The sequence below is a fragment of the Luteibacter sp. CQ10 genome (assembly GCF_040900725.1).
Classification (GTDB): Bacteria; Pseudomonadota; Gammaproteobacteria; order Xanthomonadales; family Rhodanobacteraceae; genus Luteibacter.
In genome coordinates this window covers 474,015-490,969 of record NZ_JAEUYM010000002.1, presented here as the reverse complement: position 1 = coordinate 490,969, position 16,955 = coordinate 474,015, and the positions used below count along the sequence as shown (strand labels likewise).

Sequence of the window (16,955 nt, the reverse complement as noted above, 5' to 3'; positions counted from 1 at the left end):
CGAATATATGCATAGCGGATGTGAGGGATTTCGCAAGAGCCGCCGGGGAACGCTTCTCCTGGCCGTGACGTCAGGTCGACACGGCGCTGCCGCAGTTTCCGCAGAACCGGTCGCCCATGCCGACCGGCGTCGCGCAGGAGGGGCAGCCCAGCGCCGCGATCGCCGCTACGTGGGCTGGGCCGACGGTGGCGGCGAGGCTGCCGGCCGCGGGCGCGACCGGATGGTTCAGGCTACCGAGCAAGGCCGCTTTCTGCAGGTCCGTTTTCGACGTGGGCGCCACGATGACGCTCTGCTCCTGGGCGAAGGCGGTCAGGTGATCCACCAGTTGCCTGGCGAGCACGGGAAGCCCGCGCAGGCCGGTGACGAGGCGCGCGGAATCCTTTCCGAAAATGACGCTGTCCAGTTCGGCTGCCCAGACTCGCAGTGTCATGGTCTCGATGTTGATGACCTGCTTTTCCGTCTTCACGCGGTCGTTGAACGTGTTGCCCACGTCCATGCGGGCCGACTGGTAATTGCCCTGCATCTCGATCCAGACGACGCGCGAGGTGAAGTCGAAGCGCTGCCAGAGCACGTGACCGGCGCGTACGCAATACGAACCCAGGGTCAGCATCGCCAACCCGAACGTCAGCAGCGAGAACAGGCGCGGCTCCAGCGTGGCCGGATCGAAACGTACGCCGAAGACGAGGATCCAGGCCGTGGCGAGGGCGGTGAAGCTCAGTCCGGCGACGTCGAGCCAGGCTATCCAGCGGAAGCGCGGAAGACGGAATGCGCTGGCGATGTCGAGCCTGCGTTGCTCCGCGGCCGGGAGAGGCTGGGTTTCTTCCACCAGTTCGGCCTGGAACGTGCCCACGCCGCCGCCCACCAGCGGAAGGATGCGGGCATAACGTCGGTTGGGTATGCGTTCCACCCAGTCGTCCTGCAGCGTACGGTCGAGTTCATCCATCAATTGCTTGGGATGGCAATTCATCGACAGGCTGGTCTGCTCCCGCGCCATGTTGGTGGCGGGCGGCCCGCTCATCTGGTTCATCAGGGCGAGGAAGTACATGCCGACGCTCGCGAGCGCCGCCAGTAGCAGGAAAAGCGTTTGCGTTTCCAGCGAAAGCCATCCGATGTCGGGAAGCGCGTGCGAGACCATCGGCAAGAGCACCGGGCCGAAGATGGCCATGAGCACCAGCACGATGAGACCGCGTAGCCCGACATCGGCCTTCGCCGCCGCACCGGCTTCGAGCGGGCGCAGCAGCAGCGCGACGCTGAAGCCGAAATAGAACAGGCCGATCCATGCCGACGCCTGCCGGTCGGACAAGCCGAGCCATGCAATCAGGAAGGAAACGAGCGTCACCACGATGACGATGCCGGTCTGGAATTGCCGTTGCGCGATGTGCTGGACGGGACGCGGCGCGAAGATCAGTTCGCGGATCCACGCATACAGCAATCCATTGAGCGGGCCGCCGGGCTCGGGGTAGGTCAGTGCGTTCTGACGTAGCGTCTCCTTGATCTCGTCCGAGTGCGTGGTCTTGCCCACGGCATCCGGGGCAAGCTCCGGCGCGAGTCCCGCGGGCAGGCCGCGTCCGAAGAAAAAGCGGAGTTGCAGGAATAGGCGTCGACCTTTCCTCAGTCCCGTGACGAGCAGCCCCAGGCCGATCAGCAGCGGCAGCATGCTTTGCATGCCGTGTCCATGCGACATGCTTCCCCGGCTGACGATGAGAAGCGTGAGGCCTCCCAGTGTCAGCAACGCGCTCGTGCCGGCGAGGAACCAGTTTTCCACGTAGAGCGGATTGGGAAAATCCATCCGCTGGCTATCGGCATTGTATTCGTACGACATGGATCGACGTTCCTTCGAATGGAATATTCCGGGGCGCGCAAACACGATGCCGCGATGATGCTCGCGTATGAATGCCTTGCACGCTTCCCCTGAGATTTGTAAGCATAGACGTACGTCGTGGCGATGTCATGGCGTGACGGGAGCGCAACGCATCAGGAATGACCAGGGGAATCGGATACGCATTTTCGGAAGCGACCTGCATGCAGGCGTCGCTCATACGGCGTTCCCGCAGGCTTTCAACAGCGTGTCGCGAATTTGTCGCGCGTCATTATGTCGTCGCGAAAAGACATGTCGCGCGGTGGATTCTGCATGTCGATCGCGCGTCGTCCATCGAAGGAGAATAAAGCCATGAAGTGCATGCAATGCGGGCAGGCGCACGAAGGGGATACCCGGTTCTGTCGGGCCTGTGGAACGCGCATCGAGGCGGTCGCCGAGCCGGTGGCTTGCGCCGGATGCGGATCGGCGCTGGCGCCGGGAGCGCGATTCTGCAAGCAGTGCGGAACACCGTCCGTACCGGCGACCGCCGCGAACGCTTCGCCGGTTACCGGACTCGTCGAACCCGAATCCACGCGATCCGCTGTCGTGGAAGATCGGCCCGACGACGCGCCGCATACCGTCGAACCGACGGTCGTCGACGAATCCGGCGCCGGGGCCGCCGCTCCCGGACCGATCGAGAGCCGTCCCCGCATGCGCGGGCCGCTTATCGCCGCGGCGGTCATCGGCGCGGTCGTCATCGCCGGTGGCGTCGTCACCTGGATGTTCCTGCGCGGCGACGCCGGGCAGCGGTCCGTTGACGCCCCCGTCGCGTCCGCGTCCGCGCCCGCGCCGGTCCGTGTCGAAACGCCGGCCGCGCCTGCCGCCGCGCCCGTGGCCGCGCCCGTCGTCGAGGCACCGAAGCCCCCGGAGGACACGCGGCAGTCCGAGCAGCCTGCGCCGCCGGTGGCGGAGGCTCCGCGCCAGGAGGCGGCGAAGGTGGCCGACGTGGACGCCAAGTCCCCCGAGGTCGATCGCGCGCGTCGCGTCGGGCGTACCCGTGCGCGCCCTGTCACCGGGGACGACGGAACGCCGGTGAAGGAGGCTCCCATGAGGGACGTCGCCTTGAACCTCGTGCGCGAGGGCGAGCGTGCGTATTCCCGGCAGGATTATTCCACCGCTATCGCCAATGCACGGGCCGCGCTGGGCGTGAGCCCAGGGTTCGACCGCGCCAGGAAATTGCTCGACGAGTCCCAGCGGGCGCAACAGCAAGCCATGAACAGCATTTCCATCCAGTGAAGGAAGACGTCGCCTTGAACGCCATTCATCGTTCCATCCGCCTCTGTGGCGCGCTTACCGTCAGCGCCGTGCTCGGTGTCGTCGCGGGATGCGCGCAGGTGCCGCCATCATCCGGCAACGTCCGTCCAGGGCAGCCGGTCGCACGGCCGCAGGCGTCGTCCGGCTGCGACACCGGCACCGCCGCCGTCGTCGGTGCCCTCGCCGGGGCTTTCTTCGGCAAGGGCAAAGGGCACCTCGTCGGTGCCGCCGTCGGTGCCGGCGTGGGCGCGATCGCCTGCACCGCTTACAACTATCACGCCCGGCAGATTCGCGATCACGCCGCCGTGGAAGCGGACTATCGGCGCGAGCGCGGTTCGCTTCCCGAGATGAACACGGTGTCGTCGTATCGCAGCAGCTTGCAGCCGTCGGAGACGGTACGCGCAGGTAGCCCGGTCGCCCTGGAATCCAGCATCGTCGTGGTCAACGGCACCCATGACCAGGTACCGAAGCTGGCCGAAACGTTGACCCTGTATTCGCCCGACGGAAAGCCGTTGTCCACGGTGACGAAACAGGCGACCGACATCGGCGGCACGGGCGAATACCAGACCAACTTCAGTTTCAACCTGCCCAAGGGCATCCAGGGCGGGCGCTATACGGTGCGTTCGTCGTTGTCGATGAACGACAAGGTGGTAAAGACCAACGAGATGCCCATGCTGGTGGTGGGCTGATGAACACCACGGATGGATCCGCCCACACCCCTCGCATCGGTCTGTTGGTCCGCTGTTACGAAGGCCTTCGCAACGGGCGCGCCTTCGCGATGCTGGCCATCGGTATCGTCGCGGCAGGAGCGCTCATGGCGCTGGCCGGTTCACTGACCATGCGGGTCGGCTTCCTCGTGGGTGTCCTGCCGATGATCGCCGCCGTGGCGGTGTGCCTGGCGGGCATCAACGGCGCCGGGCTGCTTCTCCTCGACCAGGCGGACGGTGCGCCGTCGCGCAGCTTCGGGGCGGCGTTCTTCGGCGGCCTGCACAGCACATGGACCGCGCTGCTGGCATTCCTGCTGCTAGGCCTCGGCCTGTGCGGCGTACTCCTGCTGATGTACCTGCTTTCGCTCCTGGCACGGATTCCCGGCGTCGGTCCGCTGTTCGCGTTTGTCCTCACGGGCCCCGGCGCCATCGTGCTGGCGTTCTGCTACGGGATGCTCGCGCTGGGCATTCCGCTGGTACTCGTCGCGGTATGGCGCGGTGCCGGCGTGTTTGCCGCGCTCGGTCGCGCGGTGGACATCGTGGTGAAGCGTCCGCTGGATACCCTTCTGCACTTCGTGCTTCTGGCGCTTCTCATCGCGCCGGTGGCGGCATTCGTCGGTTGCCTGCTCGGCCTCACCTCCACGCTGAGCGTGACGATGTTCGGTGGTGGCGGCTCGTTGTTCATGCCGCGCCAGCGTATCTACGGCGGATTCGGCGGAAGTCCCCTCGACGGTGCGTTCGACCAGCTCCAGTCGGCCGGTGCGGCAGGAGCCTCGGTGGGGATGATCATGCTGGTGGTGGTGGCGCTCTTCGTGCTGGTGGGCTTGCTGGGTTACATCATGATCCACGACTCGCTGGCGACCGGGCTGGAGGGCACCTCGGAAGATCGCCTGCAAGCCGGGATGTCCACGGTCCGGCGCGCGCTGGAGACGCATCGCCCCCAGGCCACGACGAAAGGACCGGCGTCCCCCGTCAATCCGGTTCGCGATTGCGCGGGATGCGGTGCCCGTATGACGGAAGGCGATCGCTTTTGCGGAGAATGCGGACAGGCCGGCTGATGCCAGCGGCACGCGCGGAGCTCAACGCATTGCGCGTGTCCGCGCCGCATCCATCGCCCGGCACAGCGCCTCGACGCTGGGCAGTATCGACGGTGACGGCGAGGCCAGGGTGGGGGCGTCCACCACGAATACGTTGCCGTGCTTGACCGCGGGAAGGAACGTGCTGCGCTTCCAGCCGTCCAGTGAGTCGCCGTCGTTGCCGCCCGTGACGATGACCTCGGGCGCGCGGGCGAGCACGGCTTCGCGCGTGACCGTGGGCGCGGCCTGGTTCAGGTCGGCGAAGAGGTTGTCGCCGCCGCACAGGTCGAGGGCATCGTCGATGATCTGCGCGTGGCCGACGGTCATCAGCGGGCGGTCCCAGATCTGGTAGAACACCTTCAGTCGCTTCTTGCCCGCATAGGTGGCGCGCAGCGCCGCCAGCGAGGCCTCGAAGGCGGCGGCGTGCTTCGCGGCGACGTCGTCGGTGCCGGCCAGCACGCCGAAACGTCGCGTCGCGGGCGCGATGTCGGCCAGGCGGGTGGTTTCCGCATAAAAGATCGGCATGCCGAGGCGGGACAGTTTCTCCACCTGCACCGCGGGTGTGCCGCTCTTCCAGACGAGAACGATGTCGGGCTTGAGCGCGACGATGCGCTCGAGGTCGATCGTCGTGGCATCGCTCACCACGGGAATGCGCCTGGCCGCTTCCGGGTGCTCGCTGTATCGCGACGTGCCGACGACGTAGGCCCCCGCGCCGGCCGCGAAGAGCGCGTCGGTGATGTTCGGCGCGAGGCTGACGATGCGGTGCGCCGGCGCCGGTAGCGTCACGGTGCGGCCGGCGTCGTCGGTGACGCTGACGGCGGCTCGTGCCGATGCGCTGATCGCGAGCAGGGCGATAAGGAGCGGTCGGATCATAGGTGGGTATCCGTGAGGCGGCCCGCGCGGAAGAATCGCTCGCCGCCGAGTTCGATGCCCTGGATGGGATGGTGGAACGCGGCGCTCAGGTGTTCGCTGGTGATCACTTCGTCGGCAGGACCGGCCAGGGCATGACCGCGGCCGTCGAGGAGGATGGCATGCGTGGCGTGCTGCGCAGCCAGGTTGATGTCGTGCACGGTGTAGACCACGGAACGTCCCTCGTGCGTCGCCGCCCGCATCAACTCGTGGAGCGTCTTCATCTGGTGGTGCAGGTCGAGCGACGAGAGCGGTTCGTCGAGCAGCATCACGTCGACCTCCTGGGTGAACAGCGCGGCGATGTTCACGCGCTGGCGTTCGCCGCCGGAGAGCGTGGTGATGTCGCGTTCGGCGAGTTCGTCCAGTTCGAAGGTGGCGAGAGCACGGCGCACCGGCGTGTCGTCTTCATCGCCCCAGGCCCAGAAAGGCAGGCGAGGATGGCGCGCAGCGGCCACCGCTTCCATCACCGTAAGGCTGAAGGCGTCCACGATCGACTGGGGCAGGAAACCGCGTCGGCGGGCCAGTTCCATCGGCGTGTAATCGCCGACCTCGCGGCCGTCGAGACGCACGCTGCCGCCGTCGGGATCGCGCAGGCCGGCCAGTGTACGCAACAGGGTGGACTTGCCCGCGCCGTTGGGGCCCAGCACGCAGTGCACCTGACCGGGTTCGATGTGCAGGTCGAGGCACTCGACCAGAACGCGCCCTCGTACCGCCAGTTGAAGGCGTTGGGCCGTCAGCATGGGCGATGGGAGTGGCGGACGCGCGGCGAGCTTGACTTATTCACGTTGATTACTTAATTATGTCCAAAGTCCATGGACAGTGGACGGGCTTGGAGTGATCCATATGAAAAGTCAAGATCTCTTGCTCCTGCTCAAAATCGCCAGCCTGACCCGCCCCGAGACGCCATTCGCACTGCGTACGGAGGGATGGCAGGACTGGGAGCGCCTTTATGATCCGGACGATTCCCATGCCGAAGCTCCCGCCGCGACTTCCTTGCCCAGCGATGCGCCCGTGGACTTCAGCGTGCGGGGCTTGGCGCTTTCCACGGGAATCAGCAAGTCGCAGGTAAGTATATCGATGCGTCATTGCATCGACATAGGCTTGATGATCGCGGCGCGCGAGGGCGCGCCTTCCGTCAACCGTCGCGGCCTGTTCGAATTCCTCGTCTATGGCGCGAGATATGTCTTTCCCGTCAGGCCGGGTGCACCGACGCGTGGCATCGCCACCGGCGTATCCGCTCCCGTTTTCCAGGGAAAGCTATATACGGCGGCAGATTCGATGGCGGCCCAGGTCTGGCCGGACCCACGCGGGAATACGATGGGACAGGCCGTGACCCCATTGAGCGCATCCGTACCTTTCGCCGTTCGTCAGGACCCGACGTTGTATGCGCTGCTTGCGTTGCTCGACGCGATACGGCTCGGCGCCGCGAGGGAACGTGGTATCGCGGAGCGCGAACTGCGCCGGTTGCTGTCCATAAGGGAATGAAGCGTGTCCATAGCGAATAAGCGAATGATCGCCGAGGTGGCCCGTCGTCTCGGCCCCATCCTCGACGAAGTGGTGCTCGTGGGCGGCTGCTCGACCGGCCTGCTGCTTACCGACGAACTCTTTCTCGGGGATATCCGCCATACGGAAGACGTCGACCTCATCGTACACGTGGTGGGCATGGTCCAGTGGTACAACCTGCAAACGCGCCTGCGAAAGCAGGGATTCACCGACGACATGGACGACGGCTCGCCCATGTGCGCCATGAAGTGCGGAGAAATACGTGTCGACTTCATGCCCGACGACGAGACTGTCCTTGGATTCTCCAACCGCTGGTACGCGGCCGCCCTGGCGAGCGCATCGCCGATGGACGTGGACGGTTTCGTGGTCAGGCTCGTATCGCCGGCCTGTTTCGTGGCGACCAAGCTTGAAGCCTATGCGGGACGAGGCAACGGTGATCCGATGACGAGCCGGGATGTCGAGGATTTGCTGACGTTGTTCGGAGGTCGTCGCGAGATCATCGGGGAAATCGGGTCTGCCGAAGAAGCGATGCGCGCCTACATGGTGCACGGTCTATCGGCCCTGCTCGACGAAAACGGATTCGACTACGCGGTACAGGACGTCGTACGGGGCGATCCGGTGAAGCAGGAGATCATCATGCATCGCCTCCGTCGCGTGATCGTTGGCGAACGCGATGAATAGACCCGGCTATTCATGGACGAGTCGTCGTGGCGTCACGCAGCAGGTCAACCTGGATGCGGGGGCCGTTGTCTTGGGGCGTGGTTTCACGCTGGCGTTCGTCGTGGACACCGCGAGTCCATCGCCCAGTCATGGATCATTCGCCCGGGATTTCGCGGGTGGGATAGCACGTGCCGCGGCCTCACATGACAACCCTTCGTTCGACCTATGCACGAAGCTGTGCGAAGAAGAACGGAACCGGCGACGCGGAAGCTTCCCCGGAGAAAGGTTCTGCTTCGCGATGCTGCACATCGACCATGCAAGCCATATCGGGTGGACGCTCAGCAGCGGGGATTGCAGGATCGGACGCTATCGTGGGACACGCGAGGCCGACTGGCTCACACCGGTGCATTGCGCCGCCACCCTCTACGGGGAAACCTTCACCCGGGAACATCTCAACCATCCGGATCATCGCGCCGTCACCCGGATCGTGAGCGCGCGACGATACGCTCCGCAATCGTCGGGCCCCTTCCACGCCGCCGATGGCGACTGGATCCTGGCCACGGACGGTTATTGGACGAGGGACATTTCAGGCCACGAAAGCGATGCTGCACCTGACGACGATTGCAGCGCGCTGATTTTGATGGAGCGATCCCTTGAGCGGCGGGTCGACAGCGATGTCGAGAATTTCCTCGACGTCAGTGCCGCTTGACCAGCAGGAAAAGGAAGGTCGGTACGCCGATCACCGCCATCACCGCGCCCACCGGGAGCTGGATGGGGTCGGCGACCACGCGTGAGATCGTGTCGGCGACCACCACGAGGATGCCGCCGCCGATGGCGCTGGCCGGTACCAGCACGCGCTGATCGTTGCCCACCAGCCGGCGCAGCGCGTGCGGCACCACCAGGCCGACGAAACCCACCGTACCGGCGGTGGTGACGGCGACGGCGGTGGCGATGGAGGCGAAGGCGAAGATGGCCGACTTCACCACGTTGGGCCGCACGCCCAGCGCGCTGGCCGATTCCTCGCCACGGGCGAGCAGGTTGAGCTGGCGGCCGAGCGGGACGATCGCCAGCAGGCAGGCGAGGAGGCAGGCGAACGGCAGCAGCCAATACGCCACGCCGCTGAGGTCACCCATCATCCAGAACAGCATGCCGCGCAGGTTACGGTCGGGAGCCAGCACCAGCATCATGCTGACGATGGCGCCGAAACCGGCGGCCAGCATCACGCCGATGAGGATGAGGTCGGTGGCGTCGTCGCGATGCGTGGCGCGCTGGCGCGACAGCAGGTCGCGATGGGCCAGCACGAACACCGCCACGCAGGCAAACAACGCGCCCGTCGCCGCGCCCGCGGCGACCAGCATGGCACCCGCCCCGGCCAGCATGGCGCCGAGCGCCCCCACGGCGGCGCCGCCCGAAAGGCCCAGCGTGTAAGGGTCCGCCAGTGGATTGCGGACCAGCACCTGCATGAGGCAACCGGACATCGCCAGCAACCCGCCCACGCCGAAGGCCGCCACGGCACGGGGCACGCGCAACTCCCAGACGATGGCGTGCATCGGCGTGTCGCCGCTCGTGGTCAGCGCCGTCCAGGCGTCGGCGAATCGCGTATCGACGCCACCCAGGAGGATCGAGGCCAGCAACACCGCCGCGGCGACCACGCCCATGGCGCCCCACAGACGCACGGCCGCACCGAAAGTGGCGATGCGAGGCGCTTGGCGGGAAAGGGAAGGGCGTGGCACGTCGTCGATGGGCCTTGTCGTGAACCCGTCAGGATAAAGGAACGGCGCGACCAGGGCAGCGAGTCGGCAACGATGGCAAGCCCAAGCGCGTCGATCGGGCGGGTTTCGACCGTCGGCCCATGCACCGCGAAGCGGCGTTCGCCGTCGCTGCGGCGGAAGGCGCGCATACGGTTTCCCTTCTCCACCTTCTGGGCGGTCGGTGAGACGCAAGAGCCAAATGATGCGCTTCTGGAGGCTTAAGGAACTCGTTCGGGTGGCGGAGACTATGCGTCACCGGGAGGCCGAACGGCCGGGCTCCCCTCCAGAGGATCACTGTCATGTTGGACTGGCTCGACTACCGCAAGAAGCTGACCAAGCGTATCGGCGAACTGGGTGCCCTCAGCCCCGATACCCTCAAGGGTTACCAGACGCTATCGGGCGCCGGTGCCAAGGCCGACCTGCTCGGCCCCAAGGTGCGCGAACTGATCGCGCTGGCGGTCTCGGTGACCACCCGTTGCGACGGCTGTATCACGGTGCATTCCGCCGAAGCGTTGAAGCACGGCGCGACCAAGGAGGAGATCGCCGAAGCACTGGGCGTGGCCGTGGCGTTGAACGCCGGAGCGACCATGGTTTACTCGGCACGCGTCATGGACGCCGTGCAAGCCCACGGTGAGAAGTGAGCAACGTCATGAAACAGGCATTCGAGAGGGCGCTTGGCGCCCTCGCAAAAACGGATCGCGTGGGCATCACGCTCATGCGCCTGGCGATCGCCATCGTGTTCATGTGGATCGGCGCGCTGAAGTTCGTTCCCTACGAAGCGGACAGCATTACGCCGTTCGTAGCCAACAGTCCGGTGATGTCGTTCTTCTACGAGCATCCGACGGAGTACAAGGCGCACCTCACCCATGAGGGCGAACTCGATCCGGCGAAACGCGAGTGGCAGACGGCGAACAACACGTACGGCTTCTCCACCGGGCTGGGCGTGGTCGAGTGGGTCATCGCGTTGCTCGTGCTGGCTTACCCGGTGTCGAAGCGGCTTGGTCTGCTCGGTGCGTTTCTTTCCTTCGCGACGACGTTGGTCACGCTATCGTTCCTGGTAACGACACCCGAAGCATGGGTGGGTGCGCTCGGTGACGCCCAGCACGGTTTCCCGTATCTGTCGGGTGCCGGTCGCCTGGTGCTCAAGGACACGATGATGCTGGCCGGTGCGTGGATCATCGGTGTGGATGCCGCCAGGGGCATCCTGGCCGAGCGGAAGGAAAAGGCGGCCATCGCCGTGAATGGCGCGCGCGTGGCGCTGCGCTGAACGTGCGGATGTGAAAAGGCCCCGGCTTCGTGAGCCGGGGCCTTCGTTTTGCCGGGGAATCAGTTCAGCGGCCTGACCCAGATGTTGCGGAAGCTGATGGGCTGCGAATGGTCGCCATGGGCCTGAAGCTTGATCGGCGCGTCGGCATAGGGCTTGTACTTGGGCTTGCCGATGTAGAAGGTTTCACCCGTGAGTTCGGTGTGGTTCTGCACCAGCACGCCATTGTGGAACAGCGTGACGTAGGCCGGCGACTTGACCGTGCCGTCGGCGGCGAACACCGGCGCCGTCCAGACGATGTCATAGGTCTGCCATTCGCCCGGCGGACGCATCGCGTTGACCAGCGGCGCGGCCTGCTTGTAGACGCTGCCCGCCTGCCCGTTGACATAGGTGGGGTTCTTCCACGAGTCCATGATCTGGACCTCGTAGCCCTCGTCGCCGGGACCGGTCGACGCGAGGAACACGCCGCTGTTGCCGCGGCCCTGGCCTTCGCCGGTGATGTCCTTGGGCACCTGCCATTCCAGGTGGAGCTGGTAGTTCTTGAACTTCTGCTTCGTCTGGATGTTGCCCGAGGTCTTGTCGACCGTCAGCACGCCATCGTGCACCTTCCAGTGCGCGGGCGAATGATCCTTCGATGCTTCCCAGGCGGCGACGTCGAGGCCATCGAACAACACGACGGCATCGGAGGGCGGCGCACCGGCGGTCTTGCCGGGCGACACGACCTTGGGTACGGGCTCCCACTGCTCGGTGGCCTTGGGGTCGTCCTGTGCGGACGCCGAACCGGCGGCCAGAACGAGGAAAAGCGCAGCGCTCGTGCGCAGGACAGTCATACCGTGCATATCTTGAAGGCCTCGGCAAACGATTCGAAGGGGTCGGGTCCCGCGGGCATGAATTCATGCGCGATGTAACCCTGGTAGTTCAGGTCGGCGATCGCCTTGGCGATGGCGTGGTAGTTGAGTTCCTGGGTGCCGTCGATCTCGTGACGGCCCGGTACGCCGCCCGTGTGGAAATGACCGATCCACTGGATGTTGTCGCGGATGGTGCGGATCACGTCGCCTTCCATGATCTGCATGTGATAGATGTCGTAGAGCAGCTTGACGTTGGGCGAGCCGATGCCCTTCATCACCTCGGCACCGAACCTCGTGCTGTCGCCCTGGTAGCCGTGGTGGTCGACCTTGCTGTTGAGCAGTTCGACGCAAAGGGTGACGCTGTTCTCGGCGGCGAAAGGGGCGATCTTCGACAGTCCGGCCACGCAGTTGTCGAGGGCCTTGCGATCGTCGATGCCCGCCTTGCGATTACCGAACATGGTGATCACGTTCTTCACGCCCGCCTTCTTCGCGAGGGGAATCGTGGTCTCCAGTTCCTTCAGCAGCTGGGCGTGGTTGGCCGGGTCGTTGAAACCCATCTCGATGAAGTTGTCGCGCTTGGCGGGATACCCCATCGTCACGGCCAGGCCGCTGTCGATCACCGTCGACCATTCGTCGACGTAGAGCAGGTCGACGCCGGCGAAGCCCAGGGCCTTGAGGCGTCTGCACAACTCGGGCAGCGGTGCCTTCGAGGTCCAGCGGCTCAACGATTGCTTGAGTCGTCCGGGCCCCGGTTTGGCCGAAACGGCCTTGCCGGACACGGTGTCGGCGGAGGCTAGCAGCGGCGCGGCGCCGAATGCGGCAGCGGCGGTGGCGAGATGCCCCAGCGCCGCGCGGCGGCCGATGTCGGGGGAGTGGTCCGATGTGGTCATTCGAGTCCCAGGATGGTTCGGTTGAATGCCCGGTCGCTGCCGCTCGAGGCGAAGTCGTCGAAGGCGCGCTCGGTGACCTTGATGATGTGCTGGCGGATGAAGGGTGCGCCTTCCTTCGCGCCTTGCTGGCCGTCCTTGATGCAGCATTCCCACTCGAGCACGGCCCAGCCGGGATAGTCGTACTGGGCGAGCTTGCTGAAGATGGCGCCGAAGTCGATCTGTCCGTCGCCCAGCGAGCGGAAGCGGCCGGGGCGGTCGATCCAGGACTGGTAGCCGCCGTAGACCCCCGAGCGCCCGTTCGGACGGAATTCGGCGTCCTTCACGTGGAAAGCGCGAATCCGCTCGTGGTAGTTGTCGATGAACTGCAGGTAGTCCATCTGCTGCAGCACCATGTGGCTCGGATCGAAAAGGATGTTCGCTCGCGGGTGATGATCCACGGCATCGAGGAACCGCTCGAAGGTCGCGCCGTCGTGCAGGTCTTCGCCCGGGTGCAGCTCGTAGCAGACATCGACGCCGACGTCGTCGAAGGCGTCGAGGATCGGCTTCCAGCGCCGGCCGAGTTCGGCGAAGGCTTCCTCGACCAGGCCCGCGGGACGTTGCGGCCACGGATAGAACAATTGCCAGGCCAGCGCGCCGGAGAACGTCGCATGCGCCGTCAGGCCGAGGTGATGGCTGGCCTTCGCCGCGAGCTTGAGCTGTCGCACCGCCCATTCCTGGCGCTGCTGCGGATGGCCGCGCAGCTCGGGCGGGGCGAAGCCGTCGAACAGGCGATCGTAGGCGGGGTGCGACGCCACCAGCTGACCTTGCAGGTGCGTGGACAGTTCGGTCACCGCCAGGCCGTGCTCGGCGAGCATGCCGGTGATGTCGTCACAGTACCCCTTGCTGGACGCCGCCTTCTCCAGGTCGAACAGGCGGGCGTCGTTGGAGGGGATCTGCACGCCCACGAAGCCGAGCGACGCCGCCCAGCGGGCGATGTCGGGCAAGGTGTTGAACGGCGCCTCGTCGGATGCGAACTGGGCGAGGAAGATGCCCGGGCCCTTGAGTGTCTTCATGTCAGATCTTCAGTGAGGTCTCTTCGGCCCAGGCCTTGCCGTTACCCGCCTGGGACAGCGGGATATCGCCCTTCCAGGCGCCGGGCACGGGATCGTACTGAAGCACCTGCGTGCAACCGGGTTGCGACAGGAAGAAGCCCAGCATCGCCAGCTTCTTGCTCATGAGCACGAAATCCGCCGCGGGAGCCGGCTTGCCGCCCTTGGGAACGGCGAGGCCTTCGGCATGCAGCTTCGTCACCAGCGCCTTGCGCTGGGCGTCGTCGAGCTGGAGGAACGGCTTGCCGCCCGCCTTGTCGAACGCGGCCATCGCGGTGAGGTAACGCTGTTGCTCGGTCTTGGTGTAGACGGCCTTGAACATCTGGTCGGCGAACAACGGCACGCCCGCGTCGACGGCGCCCGGCGTATCGGTGCGCGGGATCACGATGTCCGATACGGCGCCGACCAGGCCGTACTGGGCCGGCGTGAAGAATTCGGGCTTCGCGCCCGGCTTCTGCGACGCGGCGTGCGCGTCGAAGACGGCCAGCAACGACGGCCCCGCGATCGCGCCCACGGCGAGCGCGGACATGCTTTTCAACCATTCGCGACGATTCATGGTGTCGGTCCTCAGATGTTGCCGCGCTTGAGTTCTTCCACGGCGTGGTTGGCCGCGCGCGCGGTCATCGCCATGTAAGTCAGGGACGGGTTCTGGCAGGCGGACGACGCCATCGCCGAGCCGTCGGTCACGTAGACGTTCTTGCAGGCGTGCATCTGGTTCCAGCCGTTGAGCACCGAGGTCTTCGGATCGCGGCCCATGCGCGCGGTACCCATCTCGTGGATACCCGCGCCCACGTTGGCCTTGATCTTGAACGAGTTCACGTCGCGGTAGCCGGCGGAGGTGAGCATTTCCATCGCGTCGTCGATGATCGCCTTGCCGATCATGAGCTCGTTTTCCTGGTGCGCGGCGTCGAAGTTGAGCACGGGCAGGCCGTACTTGTCCTTGTGGTTGCGATCCAGGGTCACGAAGTTCTTGTGGTTCGGCAGCATCTCGCCGAAGCCCATCATCGACACGTACCACGGGCCGGGCTCCTGCGCGGCGCGCTTGAGGTCTTCGCCCAGGGCCTGCTGGTCCACGAGGCGCGTCCAGTCCTGGCGGCCCGCGCCGCCCTGGAAGCCGAAGCCGCGCAGGTACTTCTGCTTGTCGTTGCCCACGTTGCGGTAGCGCGGGATGTAGAAGCCGTTGGGACGGCGTCCGGAGTAGTAGCGGTCTTCATGGCCTTCGACCATGGCGCGCGCGCCGGTGCCGAACAGGTGGTCCATGATGTTGTGGCCGAGTTCGCCGCTGTCGTTGCCGAAGCCGTTGGGGAAACGGCTCGAGGTCGAGTTCATCAGGATGTGCGCCGTGCCGAAGGTGGAGGCGCACATGAAGATCACCTTCGCGAAGTATTCGGTCTGGTGGCCGGTCTCGGCATCGAGCACGCGCACGCCGGTGGCCTTGCCCTTGTCGTTGTCGTAGATGAGTTCGTAGACGATGGCGTTGGTCACCATGGTCATGTTGCCGGTGCGCTCGGCCGAGGGCAGGGTCGACGAATTGCTGCTGAAGTAGCCGCCGAACGGACAGCCGCGCATGCACAGGTTGCGGTACTGACAGGTGCCGCGCTGCGGGCTCTGGTCGTGCTTGAGCGGTTCGGAGAGATTGGCGGTGCGGCCGATGATGAGCTTGCGATGGAATTTGTCGTTGAGCTTGCCCTGGAAATCCTTCTCGACGCAGTTGAGTTCCATCGGCTTGAGGAACTTGCCGTCCGGCAACTGGGCCAGTCCGTCGGTGTTGCCGCTGACGCCGATGAAGTGCTCGACGTAGTCGTACCACGGCGCGAGGTCCGCATAGCGGATGGGCCAGTCAACGCCCACGCCTTCCTTGCCGTTCGCTTCGAAATCCAGGTCGCCCAGGCGATAGCTCTGGCGTCCCCACATCAACGAGCGGCCGCCCACGTGGTAGCCGCGGAACCAGTCGAAGGGCTTGGTTTCCTCGTAGGGATTGTCGATGTCGTCGACGAACCAGTGCTTGGTGGACTGGGTGATGCCGTAGAACGACGGACGGGTGTGCTTGGGCCAGCGGGCGATGTCTGCCTGCGTCGGCTCGTCGCCGTACGGGAGTTCCCAGGGCGCCTTCATCGCCGTCGGGTAATCGAGGTGCTTGACCATCGGGCCGCGCTCGAGCACGAGCGTCTTCAGGCCCTTCTCGGTGAGTTCCTTGGCGGCCCAGCCGCCGCTGACGCCGGTACCGACGACGATGGCGTCGAATGTGTTCTTTTCCATGCGGGTTCCTCAGCGCAGCGGGCGCAGGTAATCGAAGTCGACACGCGCGGCGTCGAGCGAGCTCATGCGGGCGAACGGGCCTTCCTGTTCGACGAAGCAATGCTTCAGGCCGGCGGCGTCGGCCGCCGCCATGATCGGCTTGTAGTCGAGCGTGCCGCGGCCCAGTTCCGCACCCGGGTAATCCTTGGCGTTGCCGGGCAGGAAATCCTTTGCGTGCATCAACGGGATGCGACCGGGGTTGGCCTTGAAGTAGTCGGCGGGATTCTTGCCGCCCGCGTGCACCCAGCCGCAGTCGAGTTCGAACTTGACGAGGGCATGGTCGGTTTCCGCGAGCAGCACGTCGTAATACACCTTGCCGCCGCCCACGTCGGTGAACTCGGCATGGTGGTTGTGATACGCGTACTGCAGCCCGGCCGCCTTGGCCTTCTCGCCGAGCCGGTTGGCGTATTCGGCGGTGCGCTTGGCGTCGTCGAGCGTGTAGGTCGGATCGCCACCGCCCTTTTCCTTCTGCATCATCGAGGGCAGCATGCTGCTGACGATGTATTGGCAACCGAGCACGTGCGCCGCGTCGACGCTCTTGTCGAAGCCCAGGCTGTCGCAGTGCAGGCTGGGGCAGGCCAGCCCGGCTTCCTTGAGCTGGTCGCGCAGGGTCTGGGCGGTGCTGGTGATGATCGCCTCGATCTCCGAGTAGCCGATCGACTTCAGCGTCTTGAGGGTACCCACGGGGTCTTTCTGGTAAGCATCGAGCACCATGTAGAGCTGGATGCCCATGGTCTTGCCCTTGGAAGCGGCGGCGAGAAGTCGTCCGGGCGCGCCGAGGCCGAGCCCCAGCGCCGTGCCGCACAGCGCGGATCGCGCCAGGAATTGCCTGCGAGTCAACATGAAACG

The 16,955-nt window shown here is 65.5% G+C and carries 18 protein-coding genes; 8 read left to right on the top strand and 10 right to left on the bottom strand.

Features of this window, described 5'->3' with window-relative positions:
- Positions 1–70 precede the first annotated feature (70 nt).
- Positions 71–1,822 carry a hypothetical protein gene (locus JNG39_RS11085; protein WP_368311437.1) on the bottom strand — a complete coding sequence of 584 codons (1,752 nt, stop codon included), beginning with the start codon at positions 1,820–1,822 and terminating at the stop codon, positions 71–73.
- A 348-nt stretch (positions 1,823–2,170) separates the two neighbouring features.
- Between JNG39_RS11085 and JNG39_RS11080 the strand changes: the two genes are divergently transcribed.
- Genes JNG39_RS11080 through JNG39_RS11070 form a run of 3 tightly spaced genes read left to right on the top strand, consistent with a single transcriptional unit; the run spans position 2,171 to position 4,877 of the window.
- Positions 2,171–3,094 carry a zinc ribbon domain-containing protein gene (locus tag JNG39_RS11080; protein ID WP_368311436.1) on the top strand — a complete coding sequence of 308 codons (924 nt, stop codon included), beginning with the start codon at positions 2,171–2,173 and terminating at the stop codon, positions 3,092–3,094.
- Between the two features lie 14 nt (positions 3,095–3,108).
- Positions 3,109–3,801: a glycine zipper domain-containing protein gene (locus JNG39_RS11075; RefSeq protein WP_368311435.1), complete on the top strand. Its 693-nt coding sequence runs from the start codon at positions 3,109–3,111 to the stop codon at positions 3,799–3,801.
- Positions 3,801–4,877 carry a hypothetical protein gene (locus JNG39_RS11070; RefSeq protein WP_368311434.1) on the top strand — a complete coding sequence of 359 codons (1,077 nt, stop codon included), beginning with the start codon at positions 3,801–3,803 and terminating at the stop codon, positions 4,875–4,877. The genes JNG39_RS11075 and JNG39_RS11070 overlap by 1 nt, the downstream gene beginning before the upstream one ends.
- Before the next feature lie 21 nt (positions 4,878–4,898).
- Here JNG39_RS11070 and JNG39_RS11065 read toward each other — a convergent pair whose 3' ends face one another.
- Positions 4,899–5,768 carry a cobalamin-binding protein gene (locus tag JNG39_RS11065; protein WP_368311433.1) on the bottom strand — a complete coding sequence of 290 codons (870 nt, stop codon included), beginning with the start codon at positions 5,766–5,768 and terminating at the stop codon, positions 4,899–4,901.
- Entirely contained in the window at positions 5,765–6,544 is a 780-nt protein-coding gene (locus JNG39_RS11060) for an ABC transporter ATP-binding protein (RefSeq protein WP_368311432.1), read from the bottom strand. Before JNG39_RS11060 ends, JNG39_RS11065 begins: the two co-directional genes overlap by 4 nt.
- 103 nt (positions 6,545–6,647) lie before the next feature.
- On the opposite strand from JNG39_RS11060, the gene JNG39_RS11055 reads away from it, so the two are divergent.
- The 3 genes from JNG39_RS11055 to JNG39_RS11045 all read left to right on the top strand — a co-directional run bounded on the left by JNG39_RS11055 (position 6,648) and on the right by JNG39_RS11045 (position 8,676).
- The gene (locus tag JNG39_RS11055) at positions 6,648–7,289 is read left to right on the top strand and encodes a transcriptional regulator (RefSeq protein ID WP_368311431.1); all 642 of its coding nucleotides are present in this window, start codon (positions 6,648–6,650) and stop codon (positions 7,287–7,289) included.
- A gap of 3 nt (positions 7,290–7,292) precedes the next feature.
- A complete protein-coding gene (locus tag JNG39_RS11050; protein WP_368311430.1) occupies positions 7,293–7,988 on the top strand; it encodes a hypothetical protein in 696 nt (231 codons plus the stop codon).
- A gap of 277 nt (positions 7,989–8,265) precedes the next feature.
- Positions 8,266–8,676, top strand: a complete 411-nt coding sequence (locus JNG39_RS11045; protein WP_368311429.1) for a hypothetical protein — start codon at positions 8,266–8,268, stop codon at positions 8,674–8,676.
- Here the strand turns inward: JNG39_RS11045 and JNG39_RS11040 are convergent.
- Entirely contained in the window at positions 8,663–9,643 is a 981-nt protein-coding gene (locus JNG39_RS11040; protein WP_368311428.1) for a FecCD family ABC transporter permease, read from the bottom strand. The two genes, JNG39_RS11045 and JNG39_RS11040, sit on opposite strands and share 14 nt — an antisense overlap.
- 374 nt (positions 9,644–10,017) lie before the next feature.
- Between JNG39_RS11040 and JNG39_RS11035 the strand changes: the two genes are divergently transcribed.
- Together JNG39_RS11035 and rclC are read left to right on the top strand one after the other, a co-directional pair.
- Complete coding sequence (locus JNG39_RS11035) at positions 10,018–10,359, top strand: carboxymuconolactone decarboxylase family protein (protein ID WP_247372336.1); 342 nt, start codon at positions 10,018–10,020, stop codon at positions 10,357–10,359.
- Between the two features lie 8 nt (positions 10,360–10,367).
- Positions 10,368–10,985, top strand: coding sequence for a reactive chlorine resistance membrane protein RclC (rclC, locus tag JNG39_RS11030; protein WP_368311427.1), 618 nt, complete (start codon positions 10,368–10,370; stop codon positions 10,983–10,985).
- 59 nt (positions 10,986–11,044) lie between these two features.
- Here the strand turns inward: rclC and JNG39_RS11025 are convergent, their stop codons facing one another.
- The 6 genes from JNG39_RS11025 to JNG39_RS11000 are packed head-to-tail and all read right to left on the bottom strand — an operon-like array spanning position 11,045 to position 16,949.
- Positions 11,045–11,812: a DUF1080 domain-containing protein gene (locus JNG39_RS11025; protein ID WP_368311426.1), complete on the bottom strand. Its 768-nt coding sequence runs from the start codon at positions 11,810–11,812 to the stop codon at positions 11,045–11,047.
- The gene (locus tag JNG39_RS11020) at positions 11,809–12,720 is read right to left on the bottom strand and encodes a hydroxypyruvate isomerase family protein (RefSeq protein ID WP_368311425.1); all 912 of its coding nucleotides are present in this window, start codon (positions 12,718–12,720) and stop codon (positions 11,809–11,811) included. Before JNG39_RS11020 ends, JNG39_RS11025 begins: the two co-directional genes overlap by 4 nt.
- Complete coding sequence (locus JNG39_RS11015; RefSeq protein WP_368311424.1) at positions 12,717–13,772, bottom strand: sugar phosphate isomerase/epimerase family protein; 1,056 nt, start codon at positions 13,770–13,772, stop codon at positions 12,717–12,719. The genes JNG39_RS11020 and JNG39_RS11015 overlap by 4 nt, the downstream gene beginning before the upstream one ends.
- Position 13,773: 1 nt before the next feature.
- Entirely contained in the window at positions 13,774–14,364 is a 591-nt protein-coding gene (locus tag JNG39_RS11010) for a gluconate 2-dehydrogenase subunit 3 family protein (protein ID WP_368311423.1), read from the bottom strand.
- A gap of 11 nt (positions 14,365–14,375) precedes the next feature.
- Positions 14,376–16,067, bottom strand: a complete 1,692-nt coding sequence (locus tag JNG39_RS11005; protein WP_368311422.1) for a GMC oxidoreductase — start codon at positions 16,065–16,067, stop codon at positions 14,376–14,378.
- 9 nt (positions 16,068–16,076) lie between these two features.
- Positions 16,077–16,949: a sugar phosphate isomerase/epimerase family protein gene (locus JNG39_RS11000; RefSeq protein WP_368311421.1), complete on the bottom strand. Its 873-nt coding sequence runs from the start codon at positions 16,947–16,949 to the stop codon at positions 16,077–16,079.
- Positions 16,950–16,955: the final 6 nt, after the last annotated feature.